We start from the raw sequence: 16,707 nt of genomic DNA on the forward strand, positions 1-16,707 counted from the left end.
GTTATTCTTTTTTGTGATGAAAAATGAGCCGATTTGTAATGTAGCTCACACAATAAAACTTAATTTAGCAATCAAAATTGTGTTAAGTTGGATAATAATTCGCTGTCAAAGTTACGACAAGATATAGAGGGAGAAGTACGATTTGATAATCTTACCAAGACTATTTACGCTACAGATGCATCTGTATATAGAAAAATACCTTTAGGGGCTGCTTTTCCAAAAAGTGTTGATGATATTAAAAAAATCATACGATTTGCCAACGATGAAAATATTGGTCTTATACCTAGAACGGCAGGTACATCGTTAGCAGGGCAATGTGTAGGTGACGGTTTAGTTGTTGATGTATCAAAACACTTTACAGAAATCATAAGTCTAGATCAAGAAAAGAAGCAGGTAACTGTTCAGCCAGGTGTTATTAGAGATGAGTTGAATCAATATCTAAAACCCTTCGGGTTGTTCTTTGGTCCTAATACATCAACTTCAAATAGATGTATGATCGGTGGTATGGTTGGTAACAATTCATCAGGTACAACTTCAATTCAATATGGGGTTACGAGAGATAAGGTCATCTCAATGAAAACCATTTTATCAGACGGTAGTGAGGCGGAATTTGGAAGAATAACAGCATCAGAATTCAAGCAAAAGCAGCAAGAACAGACGCTTGAAGCATCACTTTATAATAGTATATTTAAAGAACTCGATAATAGTGATATAGCTTCTGAGATAACAGAACATTTTCCGAAACCAGAAATACATAGAAGAAACACAGGTTATGCTGTAGACGAGTTATTGAAGTCCGATTTATTTGGAGGTAAATTACCTTACTTTAATATGGCAGAATTGCTGTGTGGTAGTGAAGGTACTTTAGCTTTTACAACAGAAATTACGGTTCAATTAAATGATTTGCCGCCAGCCTTATCGGCAATGGTCGTTACGCATTATACGTCTTTAGAAGATTGTTTAATGGATGTGGTTCCGGTAATGAAACACCCATTGCAATTGTGCGAAATGATGGATAAAGTCATTTTAGATTGTACAAAGAATAACCGTGCGCAATTAGCAAATCGATTTTTTGTTGAAGGTGATCCAGCAGCATTATTAATGCTACAAGTATCAGCGCATACAGAAGCTGAATTGAAAGTGGCTGTTGCTTTGTTACAAAAGACGATAGCGCAATCGGGACTCAGTTATGCCAATCCTGTATTATTTGGAGATCAAATACCAAAAGCAATCGAGTTGCGTAAGGCTGGTTTAGGTTTGCTGGGTAATATAGTAGGTGATATGAAAGCTGTGGCCTGTATAGAAGATACTGCGGTAGCTTTACCAGATCTTAAAGATTTCATAGCAGAGTTTTCTGTAATAATGAAGGGTTATGGACAAAGTGCGGTGTATTATGCACATGCAGGTGCAGGCGAATTGCATTTAAGACCTATTCTGAACCTTAAGAAATCTACCGATGTTGGGTTATTTAGAGATATTACTACCGATGTCGCTAAACTTACTAAAAAGTATAAAGGTTCGTTTAGTGGAGAGCATGGTGATGGTATTGTGCGTGCTGAGTTTATACCTATAATGATAGGTGATAAGAACTATGAACTTTTAAGAAGAATCAAATCTTATTTTGATCCTAAGGGCATATTCAATCCGGGTAAAATTGTAGATGCTTACCCAATGGATAAGTCGTTTCGATATGAAATTGACCGCAAAGAGCCAGAGATTAAAACATTAATGGATTTTTCTGATAGTGAAGGTATACTTAAGGCTGCAGAAAAGTGTAATGGTAGTGGTGACTGTAGAAAGACGCATCATATGAATGGTGGCATGTGCCCTAGTTATCATGCAACCAAAAATGAAAAAGATACTACCAGAGGTAGGGCTAATACGTTAAGAGAGTTTTTAACGAACCCTAATAGTACGGCTAAGAATAGTTTCGATAGTCCTGAAATTAAAGAGGCATTTGACCTTTGTTTAAGTTGTAAGGCATGTGCAAGTGAGTGCCCTAGTAATGTAGATGTAGCTACTTTGAAAGCAGAGTTTTTGTATCAATATCAAGAAGCAAATGGCTATTCTTTACGAGGGAAATTGTTTGCCTATAATACCAAACTAAATGGGTTAGGAAGTAAGATTTCTGGTTTAACAAATGCTATTTATGACTCCAAATTTCTAGGCGGATTGTTAAAAAAGACAAGTGGAGTAGCCAAAGAACGTACCTTGCCTAAGGTTTATAGTTTTAATTTCGATAAACACCTTCAAGAATATGGTAATCAAAATACTAAGTATAAGAAAAAAGTAGTTTTATTCATCGATGAATTTACTAAATACTTAGATATTGAAGTTGGTAAAGATGCTATTGAGCTATTAACGAAACTTGGCTACGATGTTGAATTGTATTATGCTGAAAGTGGGAGAACATTTCTTTCTAAAGGCTTTTTGAAACAAGCTCAAAAACTAGCGATTAAGAATACGCAAGAATTAAAAAAGTTCGCAGAAGCTGGTTTGCCAGTTTTAGGTTTAGAGCCTTCGGCAATCTTATCTTTTAGAGATGAATACAAACGTATGACATCAGATAAAGACACGGCTCAGAAAATAGCTGATAATTCATTTTTGATAGAAGAGTTTCTAGCAAAAGAAATAACAGAAGGCAATTTAAATTCGTCTGATTTTACCGCTGAAGCTAGAGATATAAAAATTCATAATCATTGTCATCAAAAAGCATTGAGTAACCAGAAAGTAACATTTGATGTATTGAATCTGCCAACAAATTATAAGGTTACTATTATAGCATCTGGTTGTTGTGGTATGGCTGGTTCTTTCGGGTATGAAGAAGAGCATTATGAAACTAGTATGAAAATTGGCGGATTAAAATTATTCCCTGCGGTCAATAAATCAGCTCCAGAGACAATTATCGCTGCCAATGGAACAAGTTGTCGACATCAAATATTTGATGGTACGAAGAGAATAGCACAGCATCCGGTGAGTATATTGAAAGAAGCTTTGGTGTTATAATTAATCTGAAAGTCCGTCTTTCTCTTTTTGATTATTTAATTCTCTTGTCTTTCGTTGTGTAATTGTTTCAATAAGCTCATTTATGTTCATAGACTTAAGTTCTTCATCCATATAGAATGTAGCAAGCTTATCATTCTCGTAACGATAGAGTTTCCAACGTTTAAAAGAATATTCAAGAGCAGTCATATGCTTTACCCAATCTCCAGAGTTTAGGTAAAGACATTCTCCTTTCTTCGTTTCAAATAGTTGTTTGTTGGGAGCATGGCTATGGCCGCATACAACATGGTCATAATGTTGTTTAATAGCCATTTTGGCTACATTTTTCTCGAATAGCGCAATTTGTTTGGGATCACGTTCTCCATATTCCAATTCCGGATTTGAGAAGGGTTTGTTCTTTTTGCCAAAAAGGTTCATCGTTTTTGTTTTGAGCTTTGCAAGTTTTAAAAGCAAGTCAAAACCTGTATCCCCAAAATTCAAAAGCCATTGCGAGTGTCGAAATGAAAAATCGAAAATGTCTCCGTGAAAAAAGAGTGTATTTTTCCCGTTTAGTTTTAATGACATTCTATTAGAAACTTTTATAGCTCCCATGTAAATCTCATCAATTTTACGAAAAGGTTCATCGCGGTTACCGGTGATATAATGTACATCGGTACCTTTTGAAGCTAGTGAAAATATTTTCTTTACTACTTTTAAATGGGAGGGAGGAAAGTAATTGTTCCGCATTTTCTTAGCGTCTAGTATATCGCCATTCAGAATTAAGATTTTTGGGTCAATACTAGATAGGTATGTTAGTAATTCTTCTGCGTGGCATGCGTAAGAACCTAAGTGAATATCAGAAAGCACAACTATTTCAAGACGTCGTTTTTTCAAAGGGATAATTTTTAAGGCAAAATTAAACCTAACGATGTAAGCAACAACTACTTAATGGGTCAACAATTTTTAATCATAAGGTTAAATAATCATTATCACAAATGCGTAAGGTTAAGCTAATATTATGCGCTTTTAAAATTTTTCTTTCCAGCATTTAACATTTACCTTTGAAGTCGGTTGATTTGTAAGTATTACAATCAGTATTACATCATTAAGAACGCATTTATTATGGCTGGAAATACCTTCGGAAACATATTTAGGGTAAGCACTTTTGGAGAATCTCACGGAAAAGCAATCGGAGGGGTTATAGATGGCTGTCCGTCAGAAATTGAATTAGATTTTGATGCCATACAAAATGATCTTAATCGTCGTAAACCAGGGCAATCAGCAATTGTTACTCAGAGAAAAGAGCCAGATGAAGTAGAGTTTTATTCTGGAATATTTGAAGGTAAAACTACGGGAACGCCAATTGGCTTTGCTATTCATAATACCAATCAAAAATCTAAAGATTACGGACATATAAAAGACTCGTACCGACCATCGCATGCAGATTACGTGTATGATAAGAAGTATGGTTTTAGAGATTACCGTGGTGGTGGAAGAAGTTCTGCGCGTGAAACGGCAAGTAGAGTGGTAGCAGGTGCTATTGCAAAGCAGTTTTTGAAAGGAATAGAAATTCAAGCTTTTGTATCTCAAGTAGGAGATATGAGTTTAGGTAAGCATTATACTGAATTAGATTTATCGTTGACAGAAACTAATGATGTACGTTGTCCTGACCCAGAAATGGCAGTAAAGATGGAAGAATATATCAAGGCCATTAAAAAAGACGGCGATACCATTGGCGGAATTATTACGTGTGTAGCCAAAAATGTACCGATTGGTTTAGGAGAGCCCGTTTTCGACAAACTTCATGCCGAATTAGGTAAGGCTATGTTATCTATAAATGCTGTAAAAGGCTTTGAATATGGTAGCGGCTTTGAAGGCGTTAAGATGAAAGGCAGTGAACACAACGACCAATTTAATAATGATGGTTCTACAAAAACCAACTATAGTGGTGGTATTCAAGGCGGAATAAGTAACGGAATGGATATCTATTTCAATGTAGCTTTTAAGCCAGTCGCAACTGTAATTCAAGCCTACGAAACAATTGATAAAGAGGGTAATACCATTAAAACCCAGGGTAAGGGTAGACATGATCCTTGTGTAGTTCCAAGAGCGGTACCTATAGTCGAAGCGATGACCGCATTGGTTTTGGCAGATTACACCCTATTAAACCGGACTATTAAATTATAGGTTGCGTTTTTAGTACTTTTCCTTGCAAAATACTATCTTACTTCCCTAAACTAATTTATATATGAGGAAGCTTGAGTTGCATTGGCAAATTCTAATAGGAATGTTAGCGGGAGTTTTATTTGCTTTAGCCATGGTTCAATTAGAATGGGGACCAAAATTCATTTCAGATTGGATCAAGCCTTTTGGTAATATTTTTATCAACTCATTAAAGTTAATTGCCGTTCCTCTTATTTTAGGTTCATTGATAAAAGGAGTATCTGATTTAAAGGATATCTCTAAACTTTCTCAAATGGGCGGTCGTACTATAGGTATCTATATCGCTACTACAGTTGTTGCGGTTACTATTGGTTTAGGTGTTGTAAACATTATAAAACCAGGAGCTTCAATAAGTGAGGCTACACGTATCGAACTTGTTGAAAATTACAAAGGTGATGCTGATGCCATTAAATCTAAAGCAGACAAGCAAAAAGAAGCAGGACCGTTACAGGCGTTAGAAGATTTAGTGCCAAGTAATATTTTTGCGGCAGCTTCTGACAACGGCAATATGCTACAGGTTATATTCTTTGCCATTTTCTTTGGTATAGGTTTAATATTGATTCCAGAAGAGCAATCAATCCCGGTTAAAAAGTTTTTTGACGGCTTTAATGAGGTAATTCTCAAAATGATAGACCTTATCATGTTAGCAGCACCATTTGGTGTTTTTGCATTATTGGCAGCTTTAGTAGTAGAATCCCCAAGTCTAGATTTGTTTAAAGCATTGGCATGGTATGCTTTCTGTGTTGTTTTAGGGCTATCGTTAATGTTAGGTGTATATCTACTTTTGGTTTGGGTATTTACGAAAACATCTCCGAATACATTTATGAAAGGTATGTCACCGGCTCAACTCCTAGCATTTTCAACGAGTTCAAGCGCAGCTACCCTACCAGTAACCATGGAAAGGGTGGAGGAGCATTTAGGTGTAGATGAAGAGGTAACAAGTTTTGTGTTGCCCATAGGTGCCACTATAAATATGGACGGTACTAGTTTGTACCAAGCCATTGCTGCTGTTTTTATAGCGCAGGCATTTGGTATGGACTTAAGTTTGTCTGCACAATTAGGAATTATCGTTACGGCAACCTTAGCTTCGATTGGTAGTGCTGCTGTACCAGGAGCTGGTATGGTTATGTTAGTTATCGTACTAGCTCAAGCGGGTATACCAGAAGCTGGTTTAGCATTAATATTTGCTGTAGATAGACCGTTAGATATGTGTAGAACGGTTATAAACGTATCTGGAGATGCAACTGTATCTATGATGGTAGCGAAATCTGTGGGTAAATTACATGAACCTAAAGTCAAGAATTGGGATGACAATTATAAAAAGTAAGATTATTTCTCTTTAGATTTTTTGTTATTTAACTTATCGGCACCTTCAGTGGCATCTTGATAATCAAGGTCGTCATCTGCAACATTTTTATAGGCTTGAATCCATGCATTTCTAAATATTCTTGTTACCGTTGGCCAAATCTTTGTTTTCACATTGTTTAGATCCCCTTCAACAGGTATTTTGGTAGCAAGAGTATCATTCTTATGGTTTTTGAGAACAAACTTAAAAAAGCCTACAAATCCCTCCCAGAGGGTTTGTAGAAATCCGTCGTCTTTACCTATAAGTTTTGCATTCTTTAAAATGGGTTTAAAAGAACCTTTCATATAGCCATCGGCAATAGCTAGTTCTCCGAATAAATCGAAAGAACCTTCATCAAAGTCAATACCTGCATAATAGTTGGTGAAATCATTAAGTGCCTTGGCATTTGCGTTTTCAAGACTAAAAGAAACATCCATATCAGGAATCTCCTTTACCAAGTTCATATTGCCATCTAATACCATTTTTCCATTACCAATAGATGTTGCTGTTGCATGAATGCTAGAGGGTAGTGTTCTCGTTTTTTCAACAACGTTTCTAAGGTTAGAAGCTGATAATTGTACGTTAGATAGATTTAAATCAATGTTTGGGTCTGCTTGTAGTTGTAAAAATGCGAATTTTCCATTTTCAATCGTCAGTTGGTTGATGTCGATAGGAACTAAATTAGTAAGTGCTTTTGACCAATCCTCCGTATTGGCTTGACCGGTGGTGTCTTGTTGATCTTCAAATACATAAATTACTGTCGGTTCAGTCATTTCAATTTCACTAACGATTTTACCTTTAAATAGCGCATTCCATTCTATGGAGATATCAGTTTTCTTAAAATCTAGAAAGGGAATTTCTGTATTTGCATTAACAGTGTTTAGGTACATACCGTGTATCGTATAGGCACCACGAATAATTGATAAGTCAATATCATCAACTTGACCATAATACCCCGGTATATCAGCAAGAACATTGTTCACATAATTCTTTACTAGATAGGGGAGAGATAAACGAATTATAATAAGTAGTATGATAATAGTAACCGGCACTGCATATCTTTTCTTCTTATACCGTTTTCTTTTTACTTCGCTCATGTAATTCAATGTTTAACGTCAACATCGAAAAGATAAGTTTTTGAATTATAAATGGTTGAAGTAATGATTGATAGGGATAAAAGTATTGGGGTAAGGATTAAAAATAGCCTAGTAGAGTGATATTGCTGTAGTTTTAAATGAATTTGCTCTTTAATTCTTCGGTAGGAATCATGCAGGCCTCCTTTTTACCGTACCATTTGTACCGATTTGCTGCAACAAAATCGTATACGATATTTCTAAAGGACTCCGGCAGCCACAGTAAAATAGAAGATATGCTACTAAGTCCTTTTAAATGCTTACCAATTTCAAGAGCAGCTGTTGATTTGGTGTAGTAGGCGATATTTGGTTCTATTAGAATAATAGAATCCATTTCATTAGTATCGATATTGCGTTCGGCCAATAACTTTTTACCAGTTTCACTTTGTATGGCAGAATATCTGAAAATATCGTTTTCATCTCGCTTTATGGCAAACTGAACACTGCTGTTGCATAAGTTGCAGACACCATCAAAAAGAATGATTTTTTTATTTGAATTCACAATGCAAAATTAAAACAATATTTAATCAACAACTCACAACAATTTTATAATAAAAAAACTAGCAAATATTCGAGAATGAGTTGAAATGAATACTATAGTTAGTTTTAAAAGCCCTACATAAATCGTATACGATTTATGTAACTAGCTGCAATAGAGTGTTATTTTTTCCTTTCTACCAGTTCAAGCTGGTCTACACTTACGTTTGTCGTAAATATGCCATAGTTAACAATAGCTTTACCTTTTTCAAGGGAATCTATACTACCCACAGCTTTTCCATCTAACATACGAACACGGTCACCTATATTAAAAACGGGTCTTGGCTTATTCTTTTCCTTAAAGACGGCTTTTTTCTTTTCTACCTTCTTTTTCTCACGAATTACCTTCACTTCTTTTTGAACTTCTTCGGCGACTTTGGCTTTTTTAACACGTTCGGCTTTGGCTTGATTAGCAGTCTTCTTCTTTCTTTTGCTGTTCTCTGTTTCAACGATTCTCAATAGCTCAGATACTAAAGGACGTTTCTTATTGTCTTGAAAATACTTGTCGGCAGCAACATTTACTTTGTTGCCCAATTGTATCATACGTTGGTCGTGGTCGTATAGCTCTTGGTAGTTCTCAAGTTTAGATTTGATTTTAGCATTTAGCTTTTCTAATCGTTCGTTTTCATCTCTTGCTTTAGACTCCTCTTCTTTTAACCTTGAGCCGGTTTCAGCCATTTTACTACGCTCTTTCTGCAGTTTGGCAATGGTGGCATCGAAACGAACTTTGCCACGCTCTATTTTCTTCTTCGCTTTATTGATAAGCGAGTAGGGGATGCCGTTCTTCTGCGCCACCTCAAACGTAAATGAACTACCAGCTTGCCCTAAAATCAGTTGAAATGTAGGTTCTAAAGTTTTACCATCAAATAGCATATTGGCATTGGTGACATGTGGCAATTCATTAGCCAATGCCTTTAAGTTTGCGTAGTGTGTTGTTATAACTCCGAAGGAACCTCTTTCATAAAAGACCTCTAAAAAGGCTTCGGCTAAAGCACCACCTAGTTCGGGATCACTACCGGTACCAAATTCATCGATTAGAAAAAGGGTGTTTTGGTCACAGCGCTTTAAAAATTGGTTCATGTTCTTTAAGCGGTAACTGTACGTACTTAGATGATTTTCAATACTTTGGTTGTCACCAATATCTGTTAAAATCTTTTTAAAGAAGCAAACTTCACTTCTTTCATGTACAGGAATTAACATTCCGCTTTGAAGCATTACTTGAAGTAAACCAATGGTTTTCAACGTAATACTTTTACCGCCTGCATTGGGTCCAGAAATAACTATAATTCTGTTTTCTTGATGCAATTCAATGGTCTGCGGATATGTATTTTCATTCTTGCGCTTATTGTTCAAAAACAATAGCGGATGGTATGCATCTCGCAAATACAATCTATTGTTTGAATTAATTTTAGGCAGTAGGGCGTCAATATCTTCTGCGTGCTTAGCTTTTGCAGCAATAACGTCCACTTGCGTTAAAAAATCTTGATAATCGCTTAAAAGCGCTCTAAATGGTCTTATCTGATTCGTAAGCTGCTTAAGAATACGCTGTACTTCTTCCTTTTCTTCAAACTCTAAGTTATTGAGCTCTCTACTATATTTCAAAGCCGCTTCAGGTTCTATGTAAACAATGCTTCCGGTCTTTGATGTACCCATAACGGCACCCTTAACTTTCTTGCGATACATTGCTTTAACTGCTAAAACACGTCTATTCTCAACAACAGATTCCCTGATCTCATCCAAATAATCAGATGCTTGGTACGTGTTTAAAGCGGAACCAAAGCTTTGACTGATTTTACCGCGAACTGCATTTATTTGCCTTCTAATCGTAAACAACTCATCAGATGCGTTGTCTTTCACTTCACCAAAACGATCAATGACATTGTTAATTAAAATCGGAATTTCAGCGTTCTGCTCCAGTTTCAAAGCAAAATCATAGAAAAGGGGATAATACTCTTTGAACTTTTTAAAGAATTTTTGATGTAGTGCAACAGTAGTACAAATACTAGCGATTCTTTTGAATCCTTGTAATTCTAAGGTTGTATTTTCAATCTTCAGAAGCTTCAGGTCGGCATTAATAGCATCGAATCCATGATTGGGAATTCGGTTTTCACTAATAAGTGAAGATAGATATTCGGCTGTTTTGCCAAGTTCTACTTTGATAACCTCGTCAGTGATAAATGGTGCAATTTCTAATGCAGCTTCTTTACCCAATTCTGTATGGCAACGCGCAGAAACTTGTTTTAATACAGAAGGAAATTCTAAGTCTTGTAATGTTTTGGAATGTATGTTAGCCACGTTATATTTTAATGAGTTGCAAAGGTACGCATTGACAATGAAATTTTATAAATGAGAATGTGTCGGACTCATAAAAGACAATGCGAATACAATTAACCAATTTATGTTGGGTGAAATAGAACATGGTTCTAGCAATTTTGGTATTGTCTTACAGCAGGGTTAATAGTAACTTTGATGTAGTGTAAAAAAATAAGTGCCATGGATATTGATTTGGTTAAGAGTTGGAAAGATCAGTTGCGGTCAGAATTTGACAAGCCCTATTTTAAAGATTTAATGCAATTCGTTGAACGTGAATATGAGGAGCATACCTGTTATCCGGAATATGCTGATATATTTTCTGCTTTTAATCACTGTGAATTTAAAGATACAAAGGTGGTTATCATTGGTCAAGACCCATATCACGGGCCTGATCAAGCAAAAGGTTTATGTTTTTCGGTCAAAGATGGTGTTAAACATCCTCCTTCGCTAATCAATATTTTCAAAGAAATTGAGAGTGACCTAGGTATTCCTTACCCAGAGAGTGGAAATCTTGAACGATGGGCTAAACAAGGCGTTCTGCTATTAAATGCTACGCTTACGGTAAGAGCTCATGAAGCCGGAAGCCATCAAAAACAAGGTTGGGAGGTTTTTACAGATGCTGTGATTTCAAAACTATCAGAAAATAGCGAGCATGTGGTTTTTATGCTTTGGGGTGGTTATGCTAAGAAAAAGGCAAAACTTATCGATGCAGAGCAGCATTATTTATTGACATCTGGTCATCCATCGCCATTAAGTGCCAATCGAGGATATTGGTTTGGGAACAAGCATTTTTCATCTTGTAATAAAATACTAGGTGATTTAGGCAATAAAAATATAGTGTGGTAAGTTAGATACTTATTACATGTTTAAATTTAGATTGTACTTTGGGGTACAATAGTGGCTAACAACTTAAATAACAGCTCAAATGAATAACTTAGAAAGGTTAAATACTATTTTACTGGTAGACGATGATGATGCTAGTAACTTCTTACATTCCATTTTTATCAATAAGTTAGATATGGATGTGAATATTAATTCAGCACTTAACGGTCAAGAAGCGATAGACTTCATTCTTGGTAAAGGTCAAGAGCAATTAGAATTGCCATGTATGGTCATGTTAGACTTAAGAATGCCAGTAATGGACGGGTGGCAGTTTATGGATGCTTACGAAGAGTTGGTGCCTAAAAAACTAAAAGATCAAATTACCATTGTACTTGTTACAATCAGTGATAATAAAGAGGATAAAGTGCGCGCAACCGATAATAAGTATATCGCCGATTTTGCACAAAAACCACTTTCTGATGAAACTTTTAAAGCCTTGATACAAAAGCATTACAGCTTAGCTGCAATCTAAAATCATTTTAGAATTTCAGAAACCGGAATTAATTTATCTATTAAATTAAGTTCTTTCAGCGTATTTTGAACTTTAATCAATGTAGATTCCGGTAGTTGTTTTTGGCTCCATTCGGTAATTTGCAGCCATTCTTGTATATCTTCTAATTTTTGATGGTACCGGTTTGCTAACGTAGAATCAATTCTCGGAATTTCTTTGAATTCAACCGTATACATGTTGATGATTTCAAGAATATGCTTTAATATGCCCTCATTTTCCTTCAAAAATGAATTAGTCCCGACTAAAACAAAACACGGCCATGGTGTAGGGCAATTTCCTAAGTGCTTAAAAACACCACTATCCACAAGAGGCTTTGTTGTAAAACGCTCCCACATAAAATAATCTGCAGTACCAGAAGACAAACCTTCAACAGCCCCATCAAGATTATTTATTAAATTGAATTTCAAATTCTCAGTGTCCCAGCCCATGTTTGTAGCTTGAACGTAAGACATTAGGTGGCTTCCGCTACCGTAACGGCTAATTGCCGCTGTAGTGTCCTTTAAATCGTTAAGAGAAGTGTAAGCGCTATTGGCGTCGACGTGAATTCCCCAAAGTAGGGGCGAGGCAATGTATTCTTGAATAATTTTCACCTCATTACCTTCAGTAATACTTTTTACGATCCCTTCGGTTAAGATAATTGCAAGGTCGGTATCCTCATTTTTAAGCATTTCGCTCATTCTACCAGTGCCTTCAGGTACTTCTGTCCATTCTAAATTGATCCCTCTTTCTTTAAAAGCACCTTCTTCAATAGCTAAATGCCACGGAAGGTTAAAATGTTCGGGTACACCAATAATCTTAACGGTTTTCATCTAATTTATTTTTAAGGTAATCGTAAATGGCATATTGAGAGCGTATGTCTTCTTGACCAGGAGCCTGAGCAACCTTTTTATTAGAATTTTCTATATCTAATACACGTGCTTTTTGGTTGTCATTTAGCTGCAGGGTAAGAATATGTTTTAACTCATCAAAAATGTCCGGGTCTAGAATTGGGGTTAACACTTCTATTCGTCTGTCTAAGTTTCGGGTCATCCAATCTGCAGAACCTATATACATAAGCTCGTCTCCGCCATTTTCAAAAAGGTAAATTCTACCATGTTCTAGATAGCGATCCACAATACTAGTTATATAAATATTGTCTTTCATTCCCGAATTAAGGTCGTCGTTAGCTGTTAGGTAACAACAAAACCCTCTAATTATAAGGCGAACATTAACACCAGCATTAACAGCCCTGTATAAAGCTCTAATCATATCAGAGTCTTCAAGACTGTTCATTTTAGCGGTAATGGCAGCTTTTTTACCTTCGCGAGCAGCATTAATCTCGTTCTGAATAAGATTTAAAAAGGTAATTCTAGTCGTAAAAGGCGATACCAATAAGCGTTTCAACTTTGGTACTATGATTTTTCGTTCCAAAACTTGAAACACCTGACCTAAATCTTTCGTAATCTTCTTGTCGGCAGTAAAGAGTCCGTGATCACAATAGATTTTAGAGGTTTTGGCATTGAAATTACCAGTACCGATGTAGGCATAACGCTTTATTTTATTTTCTTCGTTACGATAGACCATTGCTATTTTAGAATGCACCTTTACTTGCGGAATACTAAAAATTACTTTGGCTCCTTTCTCTTCGAATATACGTCCCCATTTAATGTTATTGGCCTCATCGAACCGAGCTTGGGCTTCAACGAATAGGGTGACTTTCTTGTTATTATCTAATGCCGTTAAAATGGCATCTGCAAGAGAAGAAGACTTTGCAATGCGGTAAATAGTCATTTTTATAGCAATGACATTTGGGTCTGTAGCTGCTGTGGTCAAAAAATCTTCAACTACTTTAAAGTCTTGATACGGAAAATGTACCAATTGGTCTTTTTTAGCAATGCTTTCAAAGATATTCTTAGTATAGCTTAACTCTGGATGTGGTAAAGCCGGTTTTTCTTGGTATTGTAAATGTTCTGTGCCTTTCGGAAGCGGAAAAGAAAAGAAGTCAGATAAATTATGATAGGTTCCACCGGGCGATAAATCAACCGAACCTAAATTGAAGTCCGTTTTTAAAGCATCTATTAGCCAGCTTGGCATAGTTTCATCGTATAGAAGCCTTGTCGCTTGTCCTGATAAACGCTTATCTAATGAATTATAAATCTTCTCTACTAATTCTAGATCCGAATAGTCGTCTTCTAAATACAATTCGGCATCCCTAGAAAGTTTGATAGAGTAGCAGGCGTCAATGTCTTTGTTGGGTAATAACTTTTGAATGTTCAACCTAATAGCATCATCTAAATAGCAAAATTGATGTCCGTCGCCCGGCAAAGCTATAAAGCGATCTTGATTTTCTATTGGTATTTCAACAATGCTGTATTTGTGACCTGAGTGTGTAACTGCTAAATATAGTGCCCCATCGGTTAATTCTAAGTTTTCTTTATGTACCGAACAAAATTCTTTAATGCTCTTATCGAATAACGATTCTAAGAATTGTATTTGCTCGTTTGTAAAGTTAGATGTGTTGCGAACATATATGTTATGTTCTTCAAGTTCTGAAAGTGTCGCTTTAATTACATTTCCAAATTCGACTTGCTGCTCATTGATGGTTTTTAAAATGTGTTGTAACGTACTATTAGCTTTAAACATTAGTTTCTTTCGAAACTTTTTATCTAGATGCTTGATTTGTCGAAGTTGAGAAACACGCACTTTAAAGTACTCATCTAAATTAGAAGAAAAAATGGCTAAGAATTTCAATCGTTCTAACAATGGCGTGTCGGTACTTTTAGCTTCAAGCAAAACGCGTTCATTGAAATAGAGCCAATTAATATCTCTATGCTTCAGGTTGTCTTTTTTCATGATAAGATTTGCGTAAAAATAAGCAGTACAATAGTAAATTATTGTAAATGTATGTTAAGCCAATCGTTTCAAGCAATATTCAATAAGATTATCGACCGATTCGGCAGGTGTAGCAGAAAATTCGCCAGTAGATCTATTTGCTACAACACAGTTTAACGATACTGCCTCATGACCTAATAGCTGTGCAAGTGCATAAATACCCGAGGTTTCCATCTCAAGATTGGTCAATTTTAAATCATTGTAACCGAATGTAGATAATTTCTCCATCAATTCCATTTGACTAGGCTTTATTCTCAATTGACGCTGTTGTGGTCCGTAAAAGCCTGTATTTGTTGCTGTAAAACCTAATCGTATACGATTGTCGTTAAACAATTCTCCTAGCTTTTCAGAGTAAGAGAGTACATATGGTCTTGCTTTATTGGTGTCCCAAGAAGTGTGAGCAATAAATTCATCTTCTATCTTAGGGTAGTTGATTTCATTATGCTCATAGTAATGTAAAAGCCCGTCAAAACCAATTGAATATTTACTGATCAAGAAAGAATCAATAGGAATATCTGGCTGTATAGCACCGGTAGTTCCGATTCTAATAATATTTAACGGCGTATGATTTTCTTTAAGTGTTCTTGTCTTAAAATCGATATTTACCAAGGCATCTAATTCGTTTAAAACGATATCGATGTTGTCAGTACCAATTCCAGTAGAAATCACTGAAATGCGCTTACCGTTCAAATGACCGGTATGTGTATGAAATTCACGCTTGCCTTTTTTAACCTCAATAGTATCAAAATGTTTAGATACCTGATGCACCCTATCTGGGTCGCCAACGGTTATAATGGTGGTTGCAATATCTTCTGGTAATAAATTAAGGTGGTAGATGCTACCATCTTCGTTGATGATAAGCTCAGCAGGCTTTAGTTGCATGCTATAATTTTAATATTCGGTTCGTACTAGTGTTGTAAAGGAAATTGTACTTTAAAGCACCACCTAAATACACATCGTTGTCTTGAATGCAAGAATAATAACTTGTTTGACCATCTAAAATCTCTTTGCCTTTTTTAGAGAGGCGAACAGGGTTTAGACTGGTAATTAATGGTTTTAACCTCGTTAAAGCACGGTCATATTGTGTATTAGAAAAACCTAAGTTGCCTTGATTTTTAAGTAAAACATCTATGTATTCCGTTTTTGACTTCGGTTTCCTATCAATTGCAAGCTGTAAAATGGTATTTTCCATTTCATTTAAGCCGTTGTTGATACTAGGAAAACGTTTTAGATGCGATTTTACGGCATCACCAAGATAATCGAATTGGTAATCGTTAAAATCGGTAAGGTTTTCTAATCGAATCGGATTATTGCTACAGTATAATTGCCAAACATAATCAGCATACTCAGTATCGTCTTGTGTTAATATCTTTTTATTCCTGTATAAACCTAATAATTGGTCATCGGTAAGCTCATTAAGGCTGTACATTTTATCGGTACCGTCTTCTTTGCCACTGCACACTAAAGATATTTGAGCATATTTTCTGTGTGTTAATAGCCAGCTAATAACAGCAAGCATATTTACCTGACAAAAAAGATCATACTCGAACCAAAGAACGATATGATCTTGTTGTTTGTGGTTACAAAGAGACCTATATTCTTTAAGGGTCTTTTCAATAAACCACGATTTTGAAACTTTATAGTTTTTATGGAGAAACTCAAAACGAGCTTTCCAAAAGGTTTCTGAACCAACATTAGGTAGTGTTTGTCCTTCACATAGCATTTCGCGCCAAGTGATGACATCGCCATCTAAGTTTAATTTTTGAAGACGTTCGGTGAAAACATCTCCATTGGTTATGTGCAAGAGAGAACTCATACCAGGTTTGATTTTAGTTTGATTAGATTAAAAATAATACTAATAACAACGTTATAAAATTATTTAACAGAAAACAAATGGAACTTTCAAGGTA

13 protein-coding genes are annotated in these 16,707 nt (G+C 35.8%); 5 read left to right on the forward strand and 8 right to left on the reverse strand.

Annotated elements, in window-relative coordinates; translation table 11 throughout:
* The first annotated feature begins 87 nt into the window (after window positions 1-87).
* The gene (locus tag QSV08_RS04545) at window positions 88-3,006 is read left to right on the forward strand and encodes an FAD-binding and (Fe-S)-binding domain-containing protein (protein WP_324026970.1); all 2,919 of its coding nucleotides are present in this window, start codon (window positions 88-90) and stop codon (window positions 3,004-3,006) included.
* Here the strand turns inward: QSV08_RS04545 and QSV08_RS04550 are convergent, their stop codons facing one another.
* On the reverse strand, window positions 3,007-3,876 hold the full coding sequence (locus QSV08_RS04550; RefSeq protein ID WP_324026972.1) for a UDP-2,3-diacylglucosamine diphosphatase: 870 nt from the start codon (window positions 3,874-3,876) through the stop codon (window positions 3,007-3,009). It lies immediately after the preceding gene.
* A 228-nt stretch (window positions 3,877-4,104) separates the two neighbouring features.
* Here QSV08_RS04550 and aroC point away from each other — a divergent pair, with 228 nt between their 5' ends.
* On the forward strand, window positions 4,105-5,169 hold the full coding sequence (gene aroC / locus QSV08_RS04555; protein ID WP_324026973.1) for a chorismate synthase: 1,065 nt from the start codon (window positions 4,105-4,107) through the stop codon (window positions 5,167-5,169).
* Between the two features lie 61 nt (window positions 5,170-5,230).
* Window positions 5,231-6,532 (forward strand): dicarboxylate/amino acid:cation symporter, encoded by a 1,302-nt coding sequence (locus QSV08_RS04560; protein ID WP_324026975.1) that lies wholly within the window; start codon window positions 5,231-5,233, stop codon window positions 6,530-6,532.
* Between the two features lie 2 nt (window positions 6,533-6,534).
* Here QSV08_RS04560 and QSV08_RS04565 read toward each other — a convergent pair whose 3' ends face one another.
* The 3 genes from QSV08_RS04565 to QSV08_RS04575 form a co-directional block, all read right to left on the reverse strand.
* Window positions 6,535-7,647: a DUF748 domain-containing protein gene (locus QSV08_RS04565; RefSeq protein WP_324026977.1), complete on the reverse strand. Its 1,113-nt coding sequence runs from the start codon at window positions 7,645-7,647 to the stop codon at window positions 6,535-6,537.
* 133 nt (window positions 7,648-7,780) lie between these two features.
* Window positions 7,781-8,185 (reverse strand): thiol-disulfide oxidoreductase DCC family protein, encoded by a 405-nt coding sequence (locus QSV08_RS04570; protein ID WP_324026979.1) that lies wholly within the window; start codon window positions 8,183-8,185, stop codon window positions 7,781-7,783.
* 158 nt (window positions 8,186-8,343) lie between these two features.
* A complete protein-coding gene (locus QSV08_RS04575) occupies window positions 8,344-10,515 on the reverse strand; it encodes an endonuclease MutS2 (RefSeq protein ID WP_324026980.1) in 2,172 nt (723 codons plus the stop codon).
* 198 nt (window positions 10,516-10,713) lie between these two features.
* Between QSV08_RS04575 and QSV08_RS04580 the strand changes: the two genes are divergently transcribed.
* Together QSV08_RS04580 and QSV08_RS04585 are read left to right on the forward strand one after the other, a co-directional pair.
* Window positions 10,714-11,379, forward strand: a complete 666-nt coding sequence (locus QSV08_RS04580; RefSeq protein WP_324026982.1) for a uracil-DNA glycosylase — start codon at window positions 10,714-10,716, stop codon at window positions 11,377-11,379.
* Between the two features lie 79 nt (window positions 11,380-11,458).
* Entirely contained in the window at window positions 11,459-11,887 is a 429-nt protein-coding gene (locus tag QSV08_RS04585; RefSeq protein ID WP_324026984.1) for a response regulator, read from the forward strand.
* 2 nt (window positions 11,888-11,889) lie between these two features.
* Here QSV08_RS04585 and QSV08_RS04590 read toward each other — a convergent pair whose 3' ends face one another.
* Genes QSV08_RS04590 through QSV08_RS04605 form a run of 4 tightly spaced genes read right to left on the reverse strand, consistent with a single transcriptional unit; the run spans window position 11,890 to window position 16,613 of the window.
* Window positions 11,890-12,735, reverse strand: a complete 846-nt coding sequence (locus tag QSV08_RS04590) for a substrate-binding domain-containing protein (protein ID WP_324026985.1) — start codon at window positions 12,733-12,735, stop codon at window positions 11,890-11,892.
* The gene (ppk1, locus tag QSV08_RS04595) at window positions 12,722-14,758 is read right to left on the reverse strand and encodes a polyphosphate kinase 1 (RefSeq protein ID WP_324026987.1); all 2,037 of its coding nucleotides are present in this window, start codon (window positions 14,756-14,758) and stop codon (window positions 12,722-12,724) included. Before ppk1 ends, QSV08_RS04590 begins: the two co-directional genes overlap by 14 nt.
* Window positions 14,759-14,812: 54 nt before the next feature.
* The gene (locus QSV08_RS04600; protein ID WP_324026988.1) at window positions 14,813-15,679 is read right to left on the reverse strand and encodes a nucleoside phosphorylase; all 867 of its coding nucleotides are present in this window, start codon (window positions 15,677-15,679) and stop codon (window positions 14,813-14,815) included.
* Window position 15,680: 1 nt separating this feature from the next.
* Window positions 15,681-16,613 carry a DUF1835 domain-containing protein gene (locus tag QSV08_RS04605; RefSeq protein WP_324026990.1) on the reverse strand — a complete coding sequence of 311 codons (933 nt, stop codon included), beginning with the start codon at window positions 16,611-16,613 and terminating at the stop codon, window positions 15,681-15,683.
* Window positions 16,614-16,707 lie beyond the last annotated feature (94 nt).

Source organism: Maribacter sp. BPC-D8, from assembly GCF_035207705.1.
GTDB lineage: Bacteria > Bacteroidota > Bacteroidia > Flavobacteriales > Flavobacteriaceae > Maribacter.